This window comes from Streptomyces sp. NPDC092045, from assembly GCF_044756005.1.
In the GTDB taxonomy this organism is placed as follows: domain Bacteria; phylum Actinomycetota; class Actinomycetes; order Streptomycetales; family Streptomycetaceae; genus Streptomyces.
The window spans coordinates 318148-339151 of sequence record NZ_JBIVSC010000003.1; the positions used below are offsets into that span (position 1 = coordinate 318148).

The following is a 21004-nucleotide window of genomic DNA, read 5'->3' on the forward strand; positions in this document are numbered from 1 at the left end:
TCCGGTGCGACCGCGCTCAGACCCGGTCGGCCGCGATCAGGACGTACTGGAAGGAGCCGTCCCTGTACGACTCGATGAACGCCTCCTCGATGCCGGTGACCAGCGACGACGTGGCCCGCAGCTCCCAGTAGGGCAGGGTCTCCGGAGTCAGGTCGACGACGGCCTGCGGGACGAGCCGGTTGTCGGCCATCGCGCGCAGGTACTCGCGGCGGGAGTGGATGTTGCACTCGAAGTGCGCGTTGATCTGCGACACCCACTTGGACGGCTGGCCGTACTTCGGGTTCCAGCAGCCGGTGACGGTGACGTACCGGCCGCCGACCTTCAGGAACCGGGCGTGCTCGGCGAAGAGGTCGTCCAGGTCGACGTACATGCTCGACTCGTTGTTCCACGAGGCGGCGACGGAGCCCTTCTCGAAGGGGGTGTCGAGCATGTTGCAGACGCGGGCGCGGACGTGGTCGTCGATGCCCAGCTCCTTCGCGCGCCGGTTGCCGAACTCGGCCTGCGTGGAGGAGAGGGTGACGCCCTCGACCTTGCAGCCGAAGCGCTGGTGGGCCATGACGCTCGAACCGCCCCGGCCGCAGCCGGCGTCGACGAGCGTGTCCTCGCGCCCGATGTCCCCGAGGTGGTCGAGGAGGACGTCGGTCTGCGCCGACTCCAGGCGGTGCAGCTCGGCGACGAGCTTCTTCTCGTACGCGCCGTCCCCCGGGTCGCCGAGGGCGGCGTGGTCGACGGCTCCGACGCCGTAGTGATGGTGGTAGAGCCCGTCGACGTCGCCGAGGCGCAGGTTCACGGGCCGCGCCTCGGCGTTCCAGTAGCGCGCGATGTCGCCCTGGTAGGGGGTGGCGGGGCCGGGGACGAACGCGGCGGTGGTCGTGTCGGTGCTGGTCACTGAGGTTTCCGTTTCTTACCAGAAGTCGGGCAGGCTGTAGCGGTAGGTGTTGGTCCGGTGCCAGTGGTGGTTGCCGTCGACCCACACGGCCACGCCGCGCAGGAAGCGCAGCACGCTCGGGACGGGGCAGGCCGCGGCCAGGGCGGCGGCCTCGGACTCGAAGTCGCGCATGAGGTCGTTGTGGACCTCGACCGCCTTCAGGTAGGCGTCCTTCTCGGAGAGGGATTCGCGTGCGGCGAGCACCACGGGCAGGTTCAGGTGGCGGCCGGGGGTCGCCAGTTCCTTGGTGTACGAGTACAGGTCGTTGACGATGGTGCTGGCGTTGCCGGCGAGTGCGAGGACCCGCTGCATGTCCGGCCGGGCGTGCAGGTCGGCGGGGAGTTCGTAGCCGCCGACGGTGTCGGTGATGGTGGGGCAGGGGCGGAAGTTGTTGAACTGCCGCATCGCGAGGTACTCCCACACCTCCGGCAGGTGGTCCGTCTCGGCCCAGGCGGCCTCGGCGAGGTAGCCCAGGTGCAGCCGGGCCATGTCGTGCCGGTACCGGTCGGCCTGGGAGGGTGTGGCCTGCCGGACGAAGTACTCCATGGCGGAGCGGTACGCGCGCCGGGGGGCGTCCGCGCGCAGCGACTCCGCCCACTGCGGCTGGTAGGCCGACGTCGTGTGCAGCGGGTCGAGGGCGGTGTGGGCGAGGAGGAGGCGTCCGCCGAGGCCGACGGGCGAGCCGCCGTGGTCCTCGCAGTAGCAGTCGTCGACCGCGTTCTCGGCGACCATCAGGCGGGTGGCGACCATCAGGTGGTCGACGGTCGGGGCGTCGGGGTGGCAGGCGACCATGTAGCGGCCGACCAGGAAGCCGTCGAACTCCCCCTCCCAGTCCTCGGGGAACAGGTCGACCTCGTCCACCGCCCACTCCTTGACGCGGCGGCTGACCTCCGCCACGCGGGCGGGGTCGGGCTCCGGCACCGGGTGGAAGTAGAGGCCGGGGATCGGCCGGCCCTCCGCCGGATCGACCGGTGCCGTCGGCCTTTCCGGTGCGGGGGGCTCCGCGCGCGGGACCAGGGAGAGGCCCGCCGTGCCCAGACCGCTGGGGCCGCGCAGGATCCGTTCGAGGACGGGTCGGGGCGGCGCTCCGGGAACGCCTTCCCGAAGGGGCGGGGCGCCGTCGGGGACGGCGGGCAGGACGGGCGCGGCCGGGGCGGCCGGCGGGGTGAGGGCGTGGGAGGCGGCGGTGGGCAGGCCCGACCGCAGGGGGGAAGGCCCGGGTTCGGGCATCCGTGGCTCCTTGGAGGGGTGGGCGGGCGACCCGGTTCCGGGTCCGCCCGCCCGGCCCGGGGACTCCGGGCCGTGCTGAACGGTGTGTACGGGGCGAACGGGCTGTGGTGCTGGACGGGCTGCGCCGGCCGTGGTCCGCCGGGCGCGTCCCCGGAGGTGTCTCGCCGATCGTGCCGGGCTCGCGGGGTAGGGTGCCGCTCTCCGATCCGGCCCGATCGGCGCGACACCCCCTAGCGCCTGCGCGCGATCTCCACGTTCTCCAGGACGCCGAGCGCGTTGGGCACCAGGACGGCGGCGGAGTAGTAGGTGGTGACCAGGTAGGAGATGATCGACTTCTCGTCGACGCCCATGAAGCGGACCGAGACGCCCGGTTCGTACTCCTCCGCCAGGCCGGTCTGCCGCAGGCCGACGACGCCCTGGTTGTCCTCGCCGAGGCGCATGGCGAGGATCGAGCTGGTGTTCTCCGGGCTGATGGGGATCTTGTCGCAGGGCAGGATCGGGACCCCGCGCCAGGTCTGGACCCGCTGGCCGTCGAGGTCGACGTGGTCCGGGTAGATCCGCCGGGCGTTGAGTTCGCGCCCGATCGCCGCGATCGTCCGGGGGTGGGCGAGGAAGAGCTTGGTGCCCCGGCGGCGGCAGAGCAGCTCGTCGAGGTCGTCCGGGGTGGGCGGGCCGGAGTGCGGCTGGATCCGCTGCTTGAAGTCGGCGTTGTGGAGCAGGCCGAACTCCCGGTTGTTGATCAGCTCGTGCTCCTGGCGCTCGCGCAGCGCCTCGACGGTGAGCCGGAGCTGTTCCTCCGTCTGGTTCATCGGGCCGTTGTAGAGGTCGGCGACGCGGGTGTGGACCTTGAGGACGGTCTGGGCGACGGAGAGTTCGTACTCGCGGGGCGCGAGCTCGTAGTCGACGAAGGCGCCCGGCAGCGCGACCTCGCCCGTGTGGCCGGACGACATCGGGATCACGGCCTCGCCGTACTTGTTCCGCGGCCGGCCGGCCCGGGAGCCGAACTCCCGCACGTGGTCCTGGAGGCCGGGTGCCGAGGCCAGTACGGCGGCGAAGTCGGCGCGGGAGAGGGTGAGCAGGGTGCCGGAGGTCTCGGCGGTGGCGGTGCGGTCCCAGCCGGCGTCGGCGTCGAGGAGCGCGCCCTCGCCGAAGTGGTCGCCGTCGGCGAGGACGGCGACGGCGTCCTCGCCGCCGTACTTGCCGGGGGAGGTCTGGTTGATCCGGCCGTGGGCGATCAGGTGGATGCCCTCGGCGGGCTCGCCGCGCCGGACCAGCACCTCTCCGGCGCGGAAGTCGCGCTGGACGCAGCGGGCGGCGAGCGCGGTCAGCACCTCCTCGTCGTCGAAGCCCCGCAGCAGGGCGAGTTCGCCGAGCTCGCGGGGAACGACCCGGACGCGGGAGCCGTCCTGGACGAACTCGACGCGCCCGTCGCCGACGGTGTGGCTGAGCCGGCGGTTCACCCGGTAGGCGCCGCCCTTGGTGTCCACCCAGGGGAGCATCCGCAGCAGCCAGCGGGAGGTGATCTCCTGCATCTGCGGGGCGGACTTGGCCGTGTGGGCGAGCTTGCGGGCGGCCTCGGTGCTCAGACTGGACTGCCGGGACGGCTGGAGCCGTACGTCCGGGCGGTCGTCAACGGTCATCGGGCGAGCTCTCTTCCGCGAAGGCGGTGATCGGCGCCTGGGCGCGCCACACCGCCGAAAGGAGAAACAGGGTGCGAAGATCCGGCAATCCGCCCGGATCCCGGGGAACAGTAACGGCCGTCGCACCCGGCTCGCCCCTTCGAAAGGGGCTCTTTACCTCCATGCAGTGATCTTGGTCCGAACAGGGTTTACCCGCCCGAACATAGGTTTTCGAGCCATCCGTTCGCGTGTCGGCCAACGGCCGGGGTCAACGCCCCAATCGCGCGTCCAGCCACTGGAGGACCTCGGGGGTCACCGGGTCGGCGATGTCGGCGAACTCCTCGTGCTTCTTCAGGAACTTCGCCACGTACGGGCAGACGGGGACGACGCGCAGGCCGGAGGCGCGCACGTCGGCGAGGGCCCGTTCAACGAGGATCCCGGCCAGGCCCTGTCCGGCGTAAGCCTCGTCGACCTCGGTGTGGAAGAAGACCCGCCGGTCGTCGCGGTCGCGGTAGGCCGTCAGGCCGGCGCGCTCGCCGTCGACGAGGATCTCGTAGCGGTGCCGGTCGTCCACGCGGCGCACCTCGGGAGCGGCTGCCTGCTGGGTCATGGGGGTGCCTTTCGGGTGACGGGAGGAGAGGGGGGAGGCGGCCGGAACCGGTCGCCCGTGCCCCACGGGGCCGGCGGTCGTCCGCGCCCCGTGCGCCCGACGATATCCGCGGGTCCGTGACCGGGCCTCAGCGGTACGCGCCGAGGGCGTCGTTCACGCGCGCGAGGACGCGGAGGGCGGCGCGCAGGTCGTCGGGGTCGACGAGCGGCAGGAGCCCCTCGCGCTCCCGGTCGAACGCCGCGTCGCCGCGCCGCACCAGGTCGGTGCCGGCCGGGGTGAGGCCGACGGCGTTCTCGCGGCGGCTGTGCGGGGACGGCCGGACCTCGACGAGTCCGGCGGAGACCGCGTGGTCGATCTGGCGGCTGACGGTGCCCTTGGTCAGGCCGAGCCGGTCGGCGACCTGCTGCTGGTTGAGCGTCCCGGGGTGCGCGTCGACGACGGAGAGCACCATGAACTGTGCCAGGGAGATGCCCAACTCCCGCTGGAACAGCGTCTCTCCGTTGCGGTCCATCAGTCCCGCGACCCGGCGGGTGAGGTACCAGAGCGTGGCCAGGTCGTCGGGCAGCGGCGGCTGGTTGTCCATGGGGCCAGGGTAGCCCATGCGTTTGACAGGCAACCGTTTCGACAGCAACCGTTGCCATCGAAGCGGTCCTTCGTCCTCCGGAAGTCCCCGTGCGCGTCCTGCTGGTCCTCGACCACCCCCGCACCCTCGCCTCGGCCGGGAACGTGCCGCACCGGCGCGGCTTCGCCGCCGCCGTCGCCGCGGCCGCCGTCCGGGGCGCCACCGCGGCCGGACACGAGGTGGACGTGACCGGCCTGGCCTCCGACGGGTTCTCGCCCGCGATGACCCGGGAGGACCCGGTCGCCCGGCGGCAGGGCGCCGTGGTGGACCCCCTGGTGGACGACCACCAGCGGCGCCTGCCGGCCGCCGACCACCTGGTGTTCGCCTTTCCGGTGTGGTGGGAGGCGATGCCGGCGGCCACCAAGGGCTTCCTCGACCGGGTGCTCGCCGAGGGCGTGGTGTTCGCCGAACGGCCCGGCGCCGGGGGAACCCGTTCCACAACCTGATGCCGCGCCTCGGCGGGGTCACCGTCCTGTCCGTCATGACCACCCCGGACAAGGCCTACCGCTGGTGGTGCCGCGACCCGCTGACCAAGATCCTGTTCAAGGGGACCTTCGGCGAGATCGGCGTCGGGAACCTGCGGTGGATCGACTTCGACCGCGTCGCCGGGAGGACCCCGGAGCAGCGCCGGCGGCTGCTCGACGACACCGAGCGGCGGTTCGCCGCCCTCGCCCCCGGACCGGAGGGGCCCGCGCGCCCGGGGGAACCGGCGCGCCCCCGGGGCCCCGCTCACCCGCAGCGGTACGTGAAGGCCCCCTCGGCCGCGCGGACGTCGGGCGACGTGATCACCAGGCGGACCACGGCCCGGTGGGCGCCGGGCCCGTGGAAGGTCCAGAGCAGGTGGAGCCGGGCCTCCCGCTGCCCCCGGGGCAGCGTCTCGCGCAGGGGCGCGGACCGGGTCCCGTCGCTGCGCTCCCAGTGGTACGTCAGGGTGCCGGGCCGGCCGTCGGTGCGCACGACGCCCACGACGTCCGCCGTGCCGTCGCAGCCGAGCGGCCCGGCGGCGGCGACCGCGACGTCCCGCACCGCCACCCGGGGGCCGTACTCGCGCCAGGCGAGGAAGGCCAGGACGGCGATCAGGACGAGCGCGGCGAGCGCGTAGCGGCGCGGCCACCGGGGGCGGGACGGGCGCGGCGGCGGGGCGCCGGGCGGGGTGCCCTGCCAGATCTGGACCGCGGTGGGGGTGTTCCCGGCGCGCCGGGCGGCGGCCGCGGTCACCCCCGGCCCGAAGCGCAGGACCTCGCCCTCCCGCCGGTCGGGCGCCGGGCCCGGTTCCGGCCCCTCGAACCAGTGGCTGCCGAGCTCGGTGGCGCTGTAGTCGTCGTCGTTCACGAGATCACGCACCGTCGGACGAAGACCTGCTGGAGGGAACCGCCGTTCCCGGCGGCCGGGTCGGTGCTCGCGCGCGCTCCCCAGTAGCAGCCGGCGCCCCGGAAGGCGTGCGGGAGCGTGAGGACGTACCGGGTGTCCCCCGCGCGCCGGAAGGTCTCGGAGCCGTCCGGCGCGCCCGGCGAGCCCTTCTCGTCGCCGGTGAACCACTCGACGAGGAGCGTCACCGGGCCCGTGCCGTCCGTCGTGATCTCGACGGTGGCCTCGGCGGTCGCGGTCCCGGTCTGCCGCAGGCTCGTGACGGAGACGGCCGTCACGGAGACGGGCGGCGTCGTCGGGGGCGTGGTGGGCGGCGTGGTCGGCGGAGCCGACGGGGGCTCCGTGGCCGGAGCGCTCGGGGTGGCCGGAGCGGTCGGAGCGGTGGAGGCGGGCGTCCCGGTCGGCGCGCCGTCCGTCGGGGAGGCGGAGGCCTCCGGATCCGCCGAAGTCGAAATCGAAGTGGGCGTCGGTGTCGTAGTCGTGGCCGGTGTAGCGGTCGGCGCCGGCGTCGGCGTGGCCGTGGGCTCCGGGGAGGGTGAGGGCGACGCGCTCGGGTCCGGCGGGAGCGCGCCCGCCGCCGTGTCCGTCGTCGCGAAGGCCCGCGCGGCCCGGTCGCCGTCCGCCTCCTCTCCCCCGGCCCGCGCGGCGAGGGCGAGCAGCAGCGCCAGGACGAGCGCGGCGGCCCCGGCGGGCAGCCCGCGGGGGAACCGGCGCCGCGGGCGCGGCGCGGGCGGCCGGGGCAGGGTGGTCGTGGCGAGCGCGGTCGCGCCCTGGGCCGTACCGCCGGAGGAGGGGAAGAGCAGCGGGAGGAGGGCGGCGAGGGCCGCGAGGCGGCCCCGGCCCCGCTCCTCCCAGTCCGGGCCGTACGCGGCTGTGGCGACCGACTCCAGTTCGCCGACGAACGCGGCGGCGTTCTCCGGCCGTTCGTGCGGGGCCTTGGCGAGGCCGCGGCGGATGAGCGGGCGCAGCGGCTCCGGCGCCTGTCCGTCGGGGACGGGCGCCTCCAGGTGCTGGAGGGCGAGTTCGGCGAAGTTCTCGCCCGTGAAGGGCTTGCGCCCGGTCAGGCACTCGAAGAAGGTCGCGGTCGCCGCGTAGACGTCGGCCGCCGGGGAGGCGGGGGCGCCGTTCCACTGCTCGGGCGCCATGTAGGCGGGCGTCCCGGCGACGCCGGGTCTGCTGTCGCGTCCGGTCGCGATCCCGAAGTCGACCAGCTTGGACGAGCCGTCGGCGGCGACCAGGACGTTCTCGGGCTTGTAGTCGCGGTGCACGACGCCCGCCCGGTGCGCGGCGGCGAGGCCCAGGAGCGAGCCCTTGAGCACCACGAGCGCGGCCTCGGGGCCGGTCGAGCCCTCCCGGGCGAGGAGGGCGCGGAGCGCGACGCCGTCCACCAGCTCCATGACGATGGCCGCGCCCCGGGGCGCCTCGACGTACTCGTAGAACCCCACGACGTACGGGGTGTCCAGGGCGCCGAGCAGCCGGGCCTCGGCCCGGAAGCCGTGGACGAACGCCTCGTCCGAACGGAGCCGCTCGCCCAGGTACTTCACGGCCACCGGCGTGCCGGTCGCGTCGTGCGCGGCCAGCACCACGCGGCCGCCGGCGCCCGCCCCCAGCTCCCGGGCCTCCGTGTATCCCGGGACCACCCACGCGCTCATCCCCGCCCCCCTCCCCGGCACCTCGGCCGCCCTCCTCCACGGGGACGGATTCCCGCCACGGCCGGTTCCCGGGGTTCAGCGGAGGCCGGGGACGAGGCCGGGGTCCTGATCGAGACCGGGGACGAGGCCGGGGTCCAGGTCGAGCGTCAGGCGCAGGTCGCGGCTGGAGCGGCCGACGCGCAGTCGGCGGCGCCCGGCCGGCGTGCGCCAGTCCCGGTGCTCCTCGTCCCAGGACTGGAAGACCCGCCGGGGCAGGGTCAGGACGACCGTCGCGGTGCCGCCCGCGGGCACCTCGGCGACGGCGAACCCCGCCAGGACCCGGACGGGTTCGCCGGGCGCGCCGTCGGGGGCCTCCAGGTACGCCTGGACGACCTCCCGCCCGGTCCGGGGGCCGGTGTTGGTGAGGGTCACGGCGATCCGGGGGCCGTCGCCGCCCGCGGGAGCGGTGCGACCGGCGGGGGCGGCGGGGGCGGCGTGACCGGTGGGAGCGGTACTACCGGTGGAGGCCGTGCGGTCGGCGGGGGCGGTGCGGTCGGCGGGGGCGGGCGGCCCGAGGGGCTCGGCGCGGTCGTAGGACCAGGTGGTCCAGCCGAGTCCGTGGCCGAAGGGGAAGGCAGGCGCGGTGCCCGCGCGGTCGTAGCCGCGGTGGCCGATGTGGAGCCCCTCGCGGTAGTCGAGGACGCCGTCGGCGGGGACGGCGTCGGGGACCGGGACGTCCTCGGCGCGGGCGGGCAGGGTCCAGGGCAGTCGCCCGGAGGGTTCGGCGCGGCCGAGCAGGACGTCGGCGAGGGCGTGTCCCGCCTCCTGGCCGGGCAGCCACCCCCAGAGCAGGGCGGGCACCTCGTCGGCCCAGGGCAGCAGGACCGGGGCCCCGGCGTTGACCACCACCACGGTACGGGGGTTGGCGGCGGCCACCGCGCGCACGAGCCGGTGCTGCTGGGGCGTCAGCTCCAGGTCGGGGCGGTCCCAGCCCTCGGACTCGACCTCCTCGTTGGTCCCGACGACCACCACGGCGACGTCGGCGGCGCGGGCCGCCGCGACGGCCTCGGCGATCTCGTCCCCGGCGTCCGGGCCGGGCGGCAGGTGGCGCACGTGGGCGGTGACGAAGCGGCCGTAGGCGTCGGCGTCGACGACCCGGAGGTCGATCCTCAGCTCCAGGCCGACCGGGCCGGCGTCCACCCGCACGGTGTGGCGGCGGGTCTCCGGGTGGTGGTGGCTCGACTCCAGGATCAGTTCGACGCCCCGGTCGTCCTCGCCGGTGTGGACCGGCTCGCCGTCGAGGGCGACCGTGAAGCGGCCGGCGCAGCCGAACTCCAGGAGGTGGTCGCCCGGTTCGGCGAGGGTGATCCGGCCGGTGAGGACCACGTCGGCGGTTCCGTCGGGCACGCCGAAGGCGCCCCAGTCGCCGGTGCGGCGGACCTCCTCGCCCAGCGGGGTGCCGTTCGCGTCCAGGTACGCGGCGCGCATCCCGGTGAGGAGCGCGGGGTCGACGAACGGGGCGTGCCGCCGGGACGATCCGCCCCGGTGCACGGTCAGTTCGACCGCCTCCGGCAGGGCGGCCCGCAGTCCCTCGGCGTACCCCACCGTGCGGACGGCGGGGACGTGGGCGCTGCCGCCGCCCTGGAGGTACGGCTCGACGGCGTTCGGTCCGATCAGCGCCACGCGGTTCAGCCGGTCCGCGTCCAGCGGCAGGAGGGCCCGGTCGTCGCGCAGCAGGACGGTGCCCCGGGTGAGGACCTCGCGCAGCGCGGCGAAGTCCGCCTCGCCGACCGGTGCGGGCGCGGGCGCGGGCGGAGGCGGCGGGGGCTGCCCGCCGGGCGTCCAGGGCTCGGTCAGCCTGCCGACGCGGGCGGCGAGCCGCATCAGCCGCAGGACCTTGTCGTCGACGTCCGCCTCGTCCACCTCGCCCCGGCGGACCGCCTCCACGAGGGCGTCGCCCCACGGCCCGTCGGGGCCCGGCATCACCAGGTCGAGGCCGGCGACGGCGGTGGGCGCGGTCGTGCGGGTGGCGGCCCAGTCGCTGATCACCGCCCCGTCGTAACCCCACTCGTCCTTCAGCACGCCCCGGAGGATCCGCCGGTGTTCGAGGACCGGCGCCGACTCGGTGCCGTCGTCGAGTCCCGAGTACGCGCCCATCACGCTCCACGGTCCGGCCTCGGCGAGGACGCGTTCGAACGGGGCGAGGTAGACCTCGCGGAGCGTGCGGGGGTCGATCCTGGCGCGGTAGCGGGTCCGGTCGGTCTCGGAGTCGTTCGCGACGAAGTGCTTCAGGCAGGCGGCGACGCCCTCGTCCTGGAGGCCGCGCACGAGCGCGGCGCCGAGCGCGCCGGACAGGAGGGGGTCCTCGGAGAGGCACTCGAAGTGGCGGCCGGCGACCGGGGTGCGCTGGAGGTTGACCAGCGGGGCCAGGACGACGTGCACGCCCTTCCGGCGGGCCTCGGCGGCGAAGACGCGGCCGAGGCGTTCGGCGAGTCCGGCGTCCCAGGTGGCGCCGGTGGCGCTCGGGGCCGGAGCGAGGAGGCCCGTCCCGCCGGGCACCTCGCCGGTCCCCCGTACGCCCTGGGGTCCGTCCGAGGTGACCACGGGGTGGAGCCCGAGCCTCGGCTCCCCGTGCAGCGCCCAGAGGCTCGCCCCGGTCAGCAGCCGCACCTTCGCCGCCAGGTCCAGGGAGGCGATCAGCGCGGTCCACCGGCTCTCGTCCGCCGCCTCCGGCCGGGCGGGGAGGGCGGGAGGTGCGGGCGACGGGGCAGACATGGGGTTCCCTCCGGCCGGGGCGACGGCGTGTCGTCGTGATGACGGCCACATGAAAGCACACCCGCTAAGTACTCAGTAAGTGATCTGTGCCACAACCTTCCGGGGCGTCGCCGGAGCCGGTCTCCCGGCTCCGGGGGCCACCTATGCTGGCGCGCGTGAGCAACCACCCGGCAGGCAAGACGCAGCGTCCGCCCCGCACGCCCCGCAGCGCGGAGGCCAAGCGGCGCCGGCAGGACATCCTGCACATCGCGATGGACACGTTCGCGGCCCGCGGCTACCGCAACGCGCCGATCCAGGAGATCGCCGACCGCGCCGGGCTCACCCAGGCCGGGGTCCTTCACTACTTCCGGACCAAGGCCCAACTGCTCACCAGCGTCCTGGAGTTCCGCGACCAGTCCGACATCGAGCAGCTCGGCCCCGACCGGCCGCGCGGGACCGAGTTCCTGCGCCACCTCGTCGACACCGCCCGCCGCAACGCGGAGCGCGAGGGCATCGTGCGCCTGTACGCGGTGCTCTCGGCCGAGTCCGTCACCGACGACCACCCCGCGCAGGCCTACTTCCGCGACCGCTACACCGGGCTGCGCGCCTTCGTGGCCGACGCGCTGCGCGAGGCGGGGGGCCTCGCCGACGACGACGCCCGCGTCGAACCGGCCGCGAACGCGATCATCGCCGTCATGGACGGCCTCCAGGTCCAGTGGCTCCTGGCCCCCGACTCGGTCGACATGGCCGTGTCGACCGAGCTCGCCCTGACCTCCCTGCTCACCGCGCTCGCGCCGGAGCGCTTCCCCGCCGGGGGCTGAACGACGTCCGGTCAGCGGCTCGCGTACGGCAGGAGGGCCATCTCGCGGGCGTTCTTGATCGCGGCGGCGAGGGCGCGCTGCTGCCGCGCGGTCACGCGGGTGACGCGGCGACTGCGGATCTTGCCCCGGTCGGAGAGGAACCCGCGCAGCAGGCCGGTGTCCTTGTAGTCGACGTACGTGATCCCGGCCGCGTCCAGCGGGTTGGGCCGGGGCTTGGCGGGCTTGCGGGGGTCGGGGCGTCGGGCCACGGGGTTTCTCCTTCGGTGGACGTGTCGTGCGTGTCGTACGGCGGGGTCAGGCGGCGTCGAGGAGCGGCGCGAAGGCCGCGGGCAGGCGCTTCCAGGACTCCGGCCCCGACGCGTACTCCGCGTCGGTCAGCAGGCAGGAGTCGAGGAGCCGTTCCAGGCCGTCCCGGTCGAGGCCGGGCGAGGTGAAGACGAGGTGCTGGCAGCAGTCGCCGTGCTCGGCGTGCCAGTCGAGCGCGGCGGCGGCCCGGCGCACGGGCGGGACCGTCTCCCAGGCCGCGTCCGGCAGCGAGGCGAGCCAGGGGCCCGCGCTCTCCACGCACAGCGCCCCGCCCGCCGCGTCCCAGGCGAGCAGCGTGTCCGGGCGGTCGGCGAGCCAGAACCGGCCGCGGCTGCGGGCCGCCGCGCAGCACAGGTCCTCCAGTGCCTCGTAGAGGCGCTCGGGGTGGAACGGGCGGCGGCGGTGCCAGACGAAGGTGGTCACGCCGGCCTCGTCCGCGTCCTGGGGCAGGAGCGCGCACGCGGGGTGCTGGGCCGCCGCGGCGGCCTCGACGTCGAAGCCCGCGAACGCGGCCCGGGCGAGGTCGGCCGAGGCGGCCGGCACGCGGCGGGCGGTGGGGTGCAGCTGGGCGAGGAGGGCGAGGTCCTCCTCGCCCGCCTCGGCGCTGTCGACCACGGCGAGGACGGGGGCGTACTCCAGCTGGCGGGCCCAGGTGTCGCCGACGGTCCGCCGGTCGGTGGGGGCGGCGGCGAGCCCGGCCTCCGCGAGGTCGTCGCCGTTGGCGAGGTACGGGAGGACGAGCGCGGGGTCCACGGCGGTGATCACGCCCGTCACGGCCAGGCGGTCCCCGCCGTGTCCGGCGATGACCTCGGCCATGGCCTTCGGCTCGACCGAGTCCCACAGCTCGACCACCGCGAGCCGGGTGAGGCCGTCGTCCGCCAGGCGTTCCAGTTCGGGGACGAGGTCCTCGCGCAGCGCGCAGCAGGCGCAGTCGTTCACCAGCGGCGTCTCGCCCCGGGAGACGGGCCCGGAGGCGCCCCGGACGAGGCGGAGCACGGTGCCTTCGGGGGCCGAGGCGAGGTCGTGGTGGAGCGCGACGCTCCCCGGGACGGCCCGCAGGAGGCGGTCGACGACCTCCTTGCGGGCCTCGGCGTGGAGCCCGGCGACGATCACGACCGGGAGTTCGCGGACGTACGGCATCAGCGGGCTCCGTAGCGGCGCTCGAAGCGTTCCACGCGTCCGGCGGTGTCGAGGACGCGGGCGGTGCCGGTGTAGAAGGGGTGGCTCGCCGAGGAGATCTCGACGTCGACGAGCGGGTGGGTGCGGCCGTCCTCCCAGTCGATCGTCTTGTCGCTGGTCATGGTGGACCTGGTCAGGAAGGCGGTGCCGGAGGCCGAGTCGCGGAAGACGACGGGGCCGTAGGCGGGGTGGATGCCGGGCTTCATGGCGGGAGCCTTTCGGTGGCGGGGGTGCGGGACGGGGTCAGCGCTCTTCGCGGAAGTCGACGTGCCGGCGGGCGACGGGGTCGTACTTGCGCAGCACCATGCGGTCGGGGTCGTTGCGGCGGTTCTTGCGGGTGACGTAGGTGAAGCCGGTGCCGGCGGTGGAGCGGAGCTTGACGACCGGGCGGAGTTCGTTGCGTGCCATGGGGCTAGTATATGACAACGGTTTTCATTATCGAAAACCACCCGATCCCAGAACCGCTTCCGAGAGGTGAACCACCCATGTCCGCCCACTGCCAACTGACCGGCGCCAAGCCGGGATTCGGCAACTCCGTCTCCCACTCCCACCGGCGCACCCCGCGCCGCTTCGACCCGAACGTCCAGCGCAAGCGCTACTGGCTGGCCGGTGAGGGGCGCCACGTCCGCCTCACCCTGAGCGCCAGGGCGATCAGGACCGTGGACGCGATCGGCGTCGAGGCCGCCGTGGCCCGGATCCGGGCGCGGGGAGGGCAGGTCTGATGGCGAAGAAGAGCAAGATCGCGCGGAACGAGCGGCGCAAGGAGGTCGTCGAGCGGTACGCCGCCCGGCGGGCCGAGCTCAAGGAGATCGTCCGCCGCCCGTCCACCGCTCCGGCGGAACGGGAGGCCGCGCAGGCCGAACTGCGGCGGCAGCCGCGCGACGCCAGCGCCACCCGGGTGCGCAACCGCGACGCCGTGGACGGGCGACCCCGCGGCTACCTGCGCGCGTTCGGACTCTCGCGCGTGCGCACCCGGCAGCAGGCGCACGCGGGCTTCCTGCCCGGGGTGACCAAGTCGTCCTGGTAGGCCCCGCCGCCGGTCCGGCCGCACCGCTCGCGCGGCCGGGCCGGCGCGTCCGGGCGGGGGCGGGCCGGCACGTTCGGGCGGGGGCGGGGCGAGACCCGGAGCGCGGTCCCGGGGCCTTGAATTGAAAATGGAAGCCGTTTTCAATTAATCTCGCTCCCGCACACCCGCCCCCTCGCTCCAGGAGTCCGGAATGGCCGTCCCCAAGCGCAAGACGTCCCGCAGCAACACCCGCCACCGCCGCGCCCGGTGGAAGGCGAGCGTCACGCAGCTCGTGCCGGTCACGGTCGACGGCGCCGTCCACCGGGTCCCCCAGCGCCTGGTGAAGGCGTACGAGCGCGGGCTCCTCCGTCCCGAGGGCTGAGCGCCCCCCGTACGACCGCCGGCGGAAGCGGCGGTCCGGGACTCCGGGCCGGGCGGTGGTCGCAGCCACGGCGCCGTCCGGCCCGGTCCCTCCCGGCGCGACCGTCGGTCCGCCCCTCCCGCCGGTTCCTCCGGCCGGGTCCCGTGGCGCCCTTGTGAGCGGCTTCCCGCCGGTGGAACGATGCGACCGCACCGATCACCCGACCGGAGGGACCCCCGTGACCGACGAGCAGCAACGCCCGCCCGCCGCAGTCGTGTTCGACGCGCTGGGAGCGGAGTACGAGAAGGCGTTCGCCGGTTCCGAGGCGCACCGGCGCTCGCTGGAGCGGCTGCTCGGGCGGCTCGCGCCGGGCAGCCGGGTCCTCGACGTGGGCAGCGGCACGGGCCGGCCCACCGCCGAGACGCTCGCGGACGCCGGTCACGAGGTGCTGGGCGTCGACGTCTCCCCCGTCATGGTGGAACTGGCGTCCCGTCAGGTGCCGGCCGCCTCCTTCCGGTGCGCCGACGTCCGGGACTTCCCGCTCGACGACGCCTCGTTCGACGCGGTCTGCGTGTACTTCTCCCTGCTCCAGCTGGACCGGCACGAGCAGACGGAGACGGTGCGGCGGCTGGCCCGGGCGCTGCGGCCGGGCGGCCACCTGGTCCTGGCCACCGTGCCGCTGGACGTGGAGGGCGTCGAGGCCGTCTTCATGGGGCAGCCCGTGTGCGTGACCAGCTTCACGGCGGCGGACCTCGCCGCCGTGGCCGCGTCCGCCGGTCTCGACGTGCTGGAGCGCGAGGAGGCGCTGTTCACCCCGGCCCACCCGGACGCCGGTCCGGAGCCGCACGTGTTCCTGCACTGCCGCCGGCACGGCGCGGTGGACGCCTGACGGGCGTCGGGCGTCGGGCGTCGGTGGACCGCGCCCCCGCCGACCCCGCCACGGCCCGCGTCGCGGACCGGGAGGACCCGTCGGCGAGCCGTCGCGGGCACCGGCGGCCTTCCGGTCGCCGCCCCCTCCTCGACGCGGTGGTGCGGGTCCATGTCGTGGCCGCCGGGCTGCTCTTCGTCCTCGGCGCCTGCCGGCTCGATCCGGTACGGCGGGGGGGCACGGTCCGCAAGGCCGTCCTGTCGGCCGGGGACCGCACATGCCGTCCTCGCCAAGGGCCCGTACGCCGACGGCCCGCCCGGCACGGCCTTCTCCCCGGCGGACCTGCGCGCGGGCGCGCGGCTGACGCACTGCGGCGGCGCCCCGGTCGAACCGGCCCTCGCTCGTCCCGGCCGTGCGGCGGCATGCCTCCGCCGGCCGGACACGGGCCCGTCAGGGCCGCCTCCGCCCCGCACGACCCGGTGGCGGGGGACGCGGGCCCGGACGGTGATCCCGGCGGCGACCGGGGCGGCACGGAGCGCCGAACGGCTTCCGTACCGCCCCGGCGCCTCACCCGCTCCGTCCCGGACCGGAGACGATCCGGTCCTCCGTGACGACCCGGATCTCGTCGGTCACGTCGTTGCGGATCCGGTAGACGGCGTGCGGGCCCTCGTCACGGACCTCCTCGATCCGCCCCCTCCGGGTCCCGGGGCGGCCGTCGCGACAGGCCACGTGGTCGTTCCCGGCGTACGGCACGGCCCCTCCGAGGGGTTGAGGTGTCTCCGGCGCCGGGGGCTACGGGGCCGGGTGCGGTGCGGTCAGCACGGTGGTGGCGCCGGGCGGGCAGTGCACGAGGCGTTCTCCCAGGCCTTCGCGGCGCGCGGCGTCGAGGAAGGCGGAGAGGGGCGACTTCATCACGGTGTACTCCTCGTAGTGCACCGGCATGACGCGGGCGGCGTCCACGCGGCGGGCGAGTTCGACCCCCTGTTCGGCGTCCATGGTGACGAGCATGCCGCCGGGCAGGGTGGTGCCGCCGAGGTGGAGGACCGCGAGGTCGATGCCGGGGAAGCGCTGCGGGATCTCGTTCAACCCCTCGAAGAGCAGGGTGTCACCGGTGAGGTACAGGTTGACGCCGCCGGGCCCGTCCACCTCTCCGAACTGCAGCAGCGTGCCCATGACGGGCGGGAGGAACCGCCGCAGAACGGGGTGGCCGGCGTGCCGGGCCGGCAGGGCGGTGATCCGGACCCGGGTGTCCTCCTTGCGCAGGACCCGGTCCTCCCAGGTCTCGAGGCCGCGGGCCCGGCGGAAACCGTGCAGCGTGTTCAGCCGGCGAGCCGCGTGGGGGGTGGTGAGGAACGGGAGGCCGGAGTCCAGGCCGCGCCGCGCGACGCGGTCGAAGTGGTCCCCGTGCAGGTGCGAGAGGACGACGGCGTCCAGGGCGGGCAGCGTGTCGACCTCGCGCGCCGGGTCGCGCAGGCGCCGGCTCACCAGGCCGTTGCCCAGATAGGCGTACTGGCCTTCGCGCAGGAAGTTGGGGTCGGTCAGCAGGGTCGTTCCTCCGTACCTCAGCAGGAGGGTGGCGTTGCCGATGAACTCGATCTCGAGACGGTCCGAGCCGGACGGGCCCATGCCGGCCTCCTCATGAGTGCGTTCACGTCCCCGTTGTGTGCACGTGCCCCGGTTCGCACCTTCCATACCCTCTTACGGGAGATTGCGGTCGGAGCCGCCGGGTAGTCGCGGGTGACCCCTACCGGAGGAGATGAGCGCCATGGCGGTCCACGCCGACCGGGGAGCGGTCCCGCGCGTTTCGGACCGGTCCCACGTGCTGCGCCGGGGGGCGCACGACCAGATCCTGGGCCTGTTGATGCTGGTGACCGCCGTCGTGGTGCTGCTGTTCCCGATGGCCACGCAGGACGGGCCCAAGGACGCCCAGGTGAACGAGCTGGTGGTGGGGCTCGTGGTCGCTTTCACCGCGGGCATGCGCCTGTACCGCGGCGGAGGCCTGCTGTCCGACGCGGTCGTGGGCCTCGCGGGCGCGTGGCTGATCGCCTCGCCGTTCGTCCTCGGCGTCCAGAACACCGCCGTCCACACGGCGGACCTGATGCTCTGCGTCGTGGCCGGGAGCGTCCTGGTCGTCCTGAGTCTGGTGTCCGCGGCGGTCTGGCGGTCGGACCGCGCGGGCCGGAAGGCATCAGCCGACGATTCGCACCGCGAGTGACACCGCGACCGCCGTCGCGCCGGTCGCGCCCAGCGCGACGGCGAGCAGTCGGCGGCGGAGGCGGCCGTAGCGGTCGTCGTACTCGTGGCGGAGTTCGTCCGCGCGCGCGACGGCGTCCCGGAGCATGCGGCGCCGCACGGCGAGGTGTTCCCGCGCGAACTCGCGGGCGACCTCCGAGCGCTCCTGGGGCCCCAGCCACGCGAACCGGTCGGCGAAGACGGCGCCGGCCTCCGTGGCCTCGGTCCTGACCTGTCGCGCCAGCAGGTATCCCTCCAGCCGGGCGATGCCCTCGGCAGCCTCCGTCATTGGCGCGTCCGGTCTCGCGCGGCGACCCGTGTCCGCACCGCGAACGCCGTCGCCGGCCCGGTTCACGGAGGCTCGCGGTTCCCCGAAGCCGTGCGCGGTCACGCGTTCCGGCCGGCGTCGGGGCCGCCGTGGGTGGCGGCGCCGGAGTCGTCGAGGACGTCACGCTTGTCGCCCTTGCCCTGGTCGAGGGCGGCGATCTCGGGATAGTTGAGGTCGAAGGCGGGGGACTCGGAGCGGATGCGCGGGAGGGTGACGAAGTTGTGCCGGGGCGGGGGGCAGGAGGTGGCCCATTCCAGGGAGCGGCCGAAGCCCCACGGGTCGTCGACGGTGATGCGGGGGGCGGTCTTGGCGGTCTTCCAGACGTTGTAGAAGAACGGCAGGGTGGACGCCCCCAGCAGGAACGCGCCGATGGAGGAGATCGTGTTCAGGGCGGTGAAGCCGTCGGCGTCCAGGTAGTCGGCGTAGCGGCGCGGCATGCCCTCGGCGCCCAGCCAGTGCTGGACCAGGAACGTGCCGTGGAAGCCGACGAAGAGGGTCCAGAAGTGGATCTTGCCCAGGCGTTCGTCGAGCATCGTGCCGGTCATCTTGGGCCACCAGAAGTAGAAGCCGGCGAAGGTGGCGAAGACGACCGTGCCGAAGACGACGTAGTGGAAGTGGGCGACGACGAAGTAGCTGTCGGTGACGTGGAAGTCCATCGGCGGCGAGGCGAGGATGATCCCGGTCAGGCCGCCGAAGAGGAAGGTGACGAGGAACCCGATCGACCACAGCATGGGGGTCTCGAAGGAGAGCGAGCCCTTCCACATCGTGCCGATCCAGTTGAAGAACTTCACCCCGGTCGGCACCGCGATCAGGAAGGTCATGAAGGAGAAGAACGGCAGCAGGACCGCGCCGGTGGCGAACATGTGGTGGGCCCACACCGTCACCGAGAGGCCCGCGATGGCGATGGTCGCGGCGACCAGGCCGATGTAGCCGAAGAGCGGTTTGCGGGAGAAGACCGGCAGGATCTCGCTGACGATGCCGAAGAACGGCAGCGCGATGATGTAGACCTCCGGGTGGCCGAAGAACCAGAACAGGTGCTGCCACAGCAGCGCCCCGCCGTTGGCCGGGTCGAAGACGTGCGCCCCGAACTTGCGGTCGGCCTCCAGGGCGAACAGGGCCGCGGCCAGGACGGGGAAGGCCAGCAGGACGAGCACCGAGGTCAGCAGCACGTTCCAGGTGAAGATCGGCATCCGGAACATCGTCATGCCCGGCGCCCGCATGCAGATGATCGTGGTGATGAAGTTGACCGCGCCCAGGATCGTGCCGAAACCGGCGAACGCGAGGCCCATGATCCACATGTCGCCACCGACGTACGGCGTGCGCTCCCCTCCGCTCAGCGGCGTGTAGGCGGTCCATCCGAAGTCCGCCGTGCCCTGGGGGGTGAAGATCCCCGCGAAGGCGATCAGACCGCCGAAGAGGAACAACCAGTACGAGAACATGTTGAGCCGTGGGAAGGCCACGTCGGGCGAGCCGATCTGCAGGGGCATGATCGCGTTGGCGAACCCGGCGAAGGTGGGGGTGGCGAACAGCAGCAGCATCACCGTCCCGTGCAGGGTGAACACCTGGTTGTACTGCTCGGGGGAGACGATCTGCAGGCCCGGCCGCGCCAGCTCCGCCCGCAGCACGAGCGCCAGCAGACCTCCCAGCAGGAAGAAGACGAACGACGTGATCAGGTAGAGGTGCCCGATCTTCTTGTGGTCGGTCGTCGTCAGCCAGTCCACGACGATCCGCCCCCGACCCCTTCTTCCTCTCACGGGTACGAGGGTGGGCGGCTCTGTGGCGACGGTCACGAGAACTCCTGCGAAGGAATCAGAGGAAAGCACGCGGGCAGGGCGACCGTAGACCACTTTTTTCGGCGAAACGAACAAATGCGGGCACTCGGCTCAAAACCTTTCACCCCACAGGCTGCGACCTGCGCCTTTCAGGCGTCGCGGGCGAGAAACGCCCATACGGCGGGCGCGAGAGCGGCCTTCCGCGCGCCCCGCCGGGCGACACCTCCCAGGGAAATGGAAGAATCACCCATTGGGTGGGTTTATGTACTTTTTATGGGTAAGGGGCGGGTAAGTACCATCCTCCTGGAGGCCATCATGGCGTCGACCCACCACGCACCCATCGAAGAACACCCCGACCTGATGGAGCTGCGGGCCCGGCACGACCGCGCTGCCGCCACCCCGCGCGCCCAGATGATCGAGGCCCTGGCACTCGTCACCGGCCTCTACCTCGCCGCGTCCCCGTGGATAGCCGGCTTCAACGGCTTCACCACCCTCGCCGTCACCAACCTCATCGCCGGCATCGCCTACACGCTGCTCCTCGGCGGCCTCGGCAACTCCTACGAACGCACCCACTCCATGGCGTGGGCCGCCGCCGCCATCGGCGTCTGGACATGTGTCGCTCCCTGGATCGTCGCGGGGGACGTCGCCCACACCCGCTCCATCACCAGCAACCTCATCACCGGCGCCGTCGCCACCCTCCTCGCCCTCGCCGCCGCGTCCGCGGCCCGCGGCCACTCCGACGACGCGCGCGGCGGCTCCGGCGCGCGCGGACGCCGCGGAACGTCCGGCGACCGCTGACGCCGTCACCGGACCACCGTGACCCCGGCGCCGGACCCACCGGCCCGAACGCGAACGTCCCACGGCTCCGAGAAGCCCCGGACCGCCCGGTTTCCGCCGTGCGGTCCGGGGCACACGCGCGAAACGGAATGTCCCCCGTTCGGAGTAAGGAGACGGCTGGTGCTGATGGCCCACCCCCTGGTGCTGGAGAACCTCGTCGAGCAGTACGGGACGCTGCGGTCCCTGTACGACGAGAAGGGTTCGGCCGAGGTGCGCCGACAGCTCGAGGACGTCACCTACACCCTGTGCGTCTCCACCGGCGCACGTGACATCGACGCCGCCCTGACCGCCTCCCGCCGCCAACTGGCCCGCGCGCGTTCCGAGATCGACCTCGCACTCGTCGGCTGACCGCGACGGCCGCACCGCGCCGCGGGCACCGCTCCCCCGACAACAGGGGCGGGGGGGGGCCCCCCCCGGGGGGGGCCCCCCCCCGGGGCGGGGGGGGGGGGGGGGGGCGCGGGGGGGCGGGGCGGGGGCCGGGGGGGGGGGGGGGGTTGTTTGGGGGGGGGGGCCGGCCGCCCGGGGCGCGGGG

At 74.2% G+C, this 21004-nt stretch carries 25 protein-coding genes; 9 read left to right on the top strand and 16 right to left on the bottom strand.

The window, feature by feature from the left end; translation table 11 throughout:
* Positions 1-16: 16 nt before the first annotated feature.
* The 5 genes from ACIQKA_RS11520 to ACIQKA_RS11540 form a co-directional block, all read right to left on the bottom strand.
* A complete protein-coding gene (locus ACIQKA_RS11520; protein WP_383431704.1) occupies positions 17-889 on the bottom strand; it encodes a geranyl diphosphate 2-C-methyltransferase in 873 nt (290 codons plus the stop codon).
* A gap of 15 nt (positions 890-904) precedes the next feature.
* Entirely contained in the window at positions 905-2158 is a 1254-nt protein-coding gene (locus ACIQKA_RS11525) for a family 2 encapsulin nanocompartment cargo protein terpene cyclase (protein WP_402540751.1), read from the bottom strand.
* Positions 2159-2388: 230 nt separating this feature from the next.
* Positions 2389-3798, bottom strand: coding sequence for a family 2B encapsulin nanocompartment shell protein (locus tag ACIQKA_RS11530; protein WP_402540752.1), 1410 nt, complete (start codon positions 3796-3798; stop codon positions 2389-2391).
* A gap of 247 nt (positions 3799-4045) precedes the next feature.
* Positions 4046-4387, bottom strand: a complete 342-nt coding sequence (locus ACIQKA_RS11535) for a GNAT family N-acetyltransferase (RefSeq protein WP_383431710.1) — start codon at positions 4385-4387, stop codon at positions 4046-4048.
* Positions 4388-4514: 127 nt separating this feature from the next.
* Entirely contained in the window at positions 4515-4970 is a 456-nt protein-coding gene (locus ACIQKA_RS11540) for a MarR family winged helix-turn-helix transcriptional regulator (RefSeq protein WP_383431712.1), read from the bottom strand.
* 89 nt (positions 4971-5059) lie between these two features.
* On the opposite strand from ACIQKA_RS11540, the gene ACIQKA_RS11545 reads away from it, so the two are divergent.
* Positions 5060-5455 (top strand): NAD(P)H-dependent oxidoreductase, encoded by a 396-nt coding sequence (locus tag ACIQKA_RS11545; RefSeq protein ID WP_402540753.1) that lies wholly within the window; start codon positions 5060-5062, stop codon positions 5453-5455.
* Positions 5456-5738: 283 nt separating this feature from the next.
* On the opposite strand, the gene ACIQKA_RS11550 is transcribed toward ACIQKA_RS11545, so the two are convergent.
* The 3 genes from ACIQKA_RS11550 to ACIQKA_RS11560 all read right to left on the bottom strand — a co-directional run bounded on the left by ACIQKA_RS11550 (position 5739) and on the right by ACIQKA_RS11560 (position 10783).
* On the bottom strand, positions 5739-6353 hold the full coding sequence (locus tag ACIQKA_RS11550; RefSeq protein ID WP_402540755.1) for a hypothetical protein: 615 nt from the start codon (positions 6351-6353) through the stop codon (positions 5739-5741).
* The gene (locus ACIQKA_RS11555) at positions 6338-8029 is read right to left on the bottom strand and encodes a protein kinase (RefSeq protein ID WP_402540757.1); all 1692 of its coding nucleotides are present in this window, start codon (positions 8027-8029) and stop codon (positions 6338-6340) included. Before ACIQKA_RS11555 ends, ACIQKA_RS11550 begins: the two co-directional genes overlap by 16 nt.
* 75 nt (positions 8030-8104) lie before the next feature.
* Positions 8105-10783, bottom strand: a complete 2679-nt coding sequence (locus tag ACIQKA_RS11560) for a beta-glucosidase (protein ID WP_402540759.1) — start codon at positions 10781-10783, stop codon at positions 8105-8107.
* Between the two features lie 236 nt (positions 10784-11019).
* Between ACIQKA_RS11560 and ACIQKA_RS11565 the strand changes: the two genes are divergently transcribed.
* Positions 11020-11583 carry a TetR/AcrR family transcriptional regulator gene (locus ACIQKA_RS11565; protein WP_383153898.1) on the top strand — a complete coding sequence of 188 codons (564 nt, stop codon included), beginning with the start codon at positions 11020-11022 and terminating at the stop codon, positions 11581-11583.
* Between the two features lie 11 nt (positions 11584-11594).
* On the opposite strand, the gene rpsR is transcribed toward ACIQKA_RS11565, so the two are convergent.
* The 4 genes from rpsR to rpmG are packed head-to-tail and all read right to left on the bottom strand — an operon-like array spanning position 11595 to position 13476.
* The gene (rpsR, locus tag ACIQKA_RS11570) at positions 11595-11831 is read right to left on the bottom strand and encodes a 30S ribosomal protein S18 (RefSeq protein WP_383153816.1); all 237 of its coding nucleotides are present in this window, start codon (positions 11829-11831) and stop codon (positions 11595-11597) included.
* Positions 11832-11877: 46 nt separating this feature from the next.
* The gene (locus tag ACIQKA_RS11575; protein ID WP_402540760.1) at positions 11878-13029 is read right to left on the bottom strand and encodes a CobW family GTP-binding protein; all 1152 of its coding nucleotides are present in this window, start codon (positions 13027-13029) and stop codon (positions 11878-11880) included.
* Positions 13029-13274, bottom strand: coding sequence for a type B 50S ribosomal protein L31 (locus ACIQKA_RS11580; RefSeq protein WP_402540762.1), 246 nt, complete (start codon positions 13272-13274; stop codon positions 13029-13031). Before ACIQKA_RS11580 ends, ACIQKA_RS11575 begins: the two co-directional genes overlap by 1 nt.
* 37 nt (positions 13275-13311) lie before the next feature.
* Positions 13312-13476: a 50S ribosomal protein L33 gene (rpmG, locus tag ACIQKA_RS11585; RefSeq protein WP_062750742.1), complete on the bottom strand. Its 165-nt coding sequence runs from the start codon at positions 13474-13476 to the stop codon at positions 13312-13314.
* Positions 13477-13553: 77 nt separating this feature from the next.
* Here rpmG and rpmB point away from each other — a divergent pair, with 77 nt between their 5' ends.
* From rpmB to ACIQKA_RS11605, 4 genes are all read left to right on the top strand, one after another.
* Complete coding sequence (gene rpmB / locus ACIQKA_RS11590) at positions 13554-13790, top strand: 50S ribosomal protein L28 (RefSeq protein ID WP_390108181.1); 237 nt, start codon at positions 13554-13556, stop codon at positions 13788-13790.
* Positions 13790-14095 (top strand): 30S ribosomal protein S14, encoded by a 306-nt coding sequence (gene rpsN, locus ACIQKA_RS11595; protein WP_383153808.1) that lies wholly within the window; start codon positions 13790-13792, stop codon positions 14093-14095. Before rpmB ends, rpsN begins: the two co-directional genes overlap by 1 nt.
* Before the next feature lie 190 nt (positions 14096-14285).
* The gene (gene rpmF / locus ACIQKA_RS11600) at positions 14286-14456 is read left to right on the top strand and encodes a 50S ribosomal protein L32 (protein ID WP_383153806.1); all 171 of its coding nucleotides are present in this window, start codon (positions 14286-14288) and stop codon (positions 14454-14456) included.
* A 217-nt stretch (positions 14457-14673) separates the two neighbouring features.
* Positions 14674-15324: a class I SAM-dependent methyltransferase gene (locus ACIQKA_RS11605; protein WP_402540764.1), complete on the top strand. Its 651-nt coding sequence runs from the start codon at positions 14674-14676 to the stop codon at positions 15322-15324.
* A gap of 546 nt (positions 15325-15870) precedes the next feature.
* Here the strand turns inward: ACIQKA_RS11605 and ACIQKA_RS11610 are convergent.
* Both ACIQKA_RS11610 and ACIQKA_RS11615 read right to left on the bottom strand, forming a co-directional pair.
* Positions 15871-16056 (bottom strand): hypothetical protein, encoded by a 186-nt coding sequence (locus tag ACIQKA_RS11610; protein ID WP_402540765.1) that lies wholly within the window; start codon positions 16054-16056, stop codon positions 15871-15873.
* Positions 16057-16095: 39 nt separating this feature from the next.
* A complete protein-coding gene (locus ACIQKA_RS11615) occupies positions 16096-16929 on the bottom strand; it encodes an MBL fold metallo-hydrolase (RefSeq protein WP_383431727.1) in 834 nt (277 codons plus the stop codon).
* Between the two features lie 139 nt (positions 16930-17068).
* Here ACIQKA_RS11615 and ACIQKA_RS11620 point away from each other — a divergent pair, with 139 nt between their 5' ends.
* On the top strand, positions 17069-17518 hold the full coding sequence (locus ACIQKA_RS11620) for a hypothetical protein (protein ID WP_383153797.1): 450 nt from the start codon (positions 17069-17071) through the stop codon (positions 17516-17518).
* Here ACIQKA_RS11620 and ACIQKA_RS11625 read toward each other — a convergent pair.
* Positions 17492-17824 carry a hypothetical protein gene (locus ACIQKA_RS11625; protein WP_402540766.1) on the bottom strand — a complete coding sequence of 111 codons (333 nt, stop codon included), beginning with the start codon at positions 17822-17824 and terminating at the stop codon, positions 17492-17494. The genes ACIQKA_RS11620 and ACIQKA_RS11625 overlap by 27 nt on opposite strands.
* Before the next feature lie 98 nt (positions 17825-17922).
* Positions 17923-19653: a cytochrome c oxidase subunit I gene (ctaD, locus tag ACIQKA_RS11630; protein ID WP_383153792.1), complete on the bottom strand. Its 1731-nt coding sequence runs from the start codon at positions 19651-19653 to the stop codon at positions 17923-17925.
* A 297-nt stretch (positions 19654-19950) separates the two neighbouring features.
* On the opposite strand from ctaD, the gene ACIQKA_RS11635 reads away from it, so the two are divergent.
* Together ACIQKA_RS11635 and ACIQKA_RS11640 are read left to right on the top strand one after the other, a co-directional pair.
* Complete coding sequence (locus ACIQKA_RS11635; protein ID WP_391094050.1) at positions 19951-20433, top strand: SPW repeat protein; 483 nt, start codon at positions 19951-19953, stop codon at positions 20431-20433.
* Between the two features lie 165 nt (positions 20434-20598).
* Entirely contained in the window at positions 20599-20820 is a 222-nt protein-coding gene (locus ACIQKA_RS11640) for a DUF5133 domain-containing protein (RefSeq protein WP_383431734.1), read from the top strand.
* The last annotated feature ends 184 nt before the right edge of the window (positions 20821-21004 follow it).

Bases quoted from the DNA above. Each gene is read 5' to 3' on its own strand.
- ACIQKA_RS11525 (WP_402540751.1), bottom strand. From the start codon at position 2,158: ATGCCCGAACCCGGGCCTTCCCCCCTGCGGTCGGGCCTGCCCACCGCC.
- ACIQKA_RS11530 (WP_402540752.1), bottom strand. From the start codon at position 3,798: ATGACCGTTGACGACCGCCCGGACGTACGGCTCCAGCCGTCCCGGCAG.
- ACIQKA_RS11535 (WP_383431710.1), bottom strand. From the start codon at position 4,387: ATGACCCAGCAGGCAGCCGCTCCCGAGGTGCGCCGCGTGGACGACCGG.
- ACIQKA_RS11540 (WP_383431712.1), bottom strand. From the start codon at position 4,970: ATGGACAACCAGCCGCCGCTGCCCGACGACCTGGCCACGCTCTGGTAC.
- ACIQKA_RS11555 (WP_402540757.1), bottom strand. From the start codon at position 8,029: ATGAGCGCGTGGGTGGTCCCGGGATACACGGAGGCCCGGGAGCTGGGG.
- ACIQKA_RS11560 (WP_402540759.1), bottom strand. From the start codon at position 10,783: ATGTCTGCCCCGTCGCCCGCACCTCCCGCCCTCCCCGCCCGGCCGGAG.
- ACIQKA_RS11575 (WP_402540760.1), bottom strand. From the start codon at position 13,029: ATGCCGTACGTCCGCGAACTCCCGGTCGTGATCGTCGCCGGGCTCCAC.
- ACIQKA_RS11580 (WP_402540762.1), bottom strand. From the start codon at position 13,274: ATGAAGCCCGGCATCCACCCCGCCTACGGCCCCGTCGTCTTCCGCGAC.
- rpmG (WP_062750742.1), bottom strand. From the start codon at position 13,476: ATGGCACGCAACGAACTCCGCCCGGTCGTCAAGCTCCGCTCCACCGCC.
- rpmB (WP_390108181.1), top strand. From the start codon at position 13,554: ATGTCCGCCCACTGCCAACTGACCGGCGCCAAGCCGGGATTCGGCAAC.
- rpsN (WP_383153808.1), top strand. From the start codon at position 13,790: ATGGCGAAGAAGAGCAAGATCGCGCGGAACGAGCGGCGCAAGGAGGTC.
- rpmF (WP_383153806.1), top strand. From the start codon at position 14,286: ATGGCCGTCCCCAAGCGCAAGACGTCCCGCAGCAACACCCGCCACCGC.
- ACIQKA_RS11615 (WP_383431727.1), bottom strand. From the start codon at position 16,929: ATGGGCCCGTCCGGCTCGGACCGTCTCGAGATCGAGTTCATCGGCAAC.
- ACIQKA_RS11620 (WP_383153797.1), top strand. From the start codon at position 17,069: ATGGCGGTCCACGCCGACCGGGGAGCGGTCCCGCGCGTTTCGGACCGG.
- ACIQKA_RS11625 (WP_402540766.1), bottom strand. From the start codon at position 17,824: ATGACGGAGGCTGCCGAGGGCATCGCCCGGCTGGAGGGATACCTGCTG.
- ACIQKA_RS11635 (WP_391094050.1), top strand. From the start codon at position 19,951: ATGGCGTCGACCCACCACGCACCCATCGAAGAACACCCCGACCTGATG.
- ACIQKA_RS11640 (WP_383431734.1), top strand. From the start codon at position 20,599: ATGGCCCACCCCCTGGTGCTGGAGAACCTCGTCGAGCAGTACGGGACG.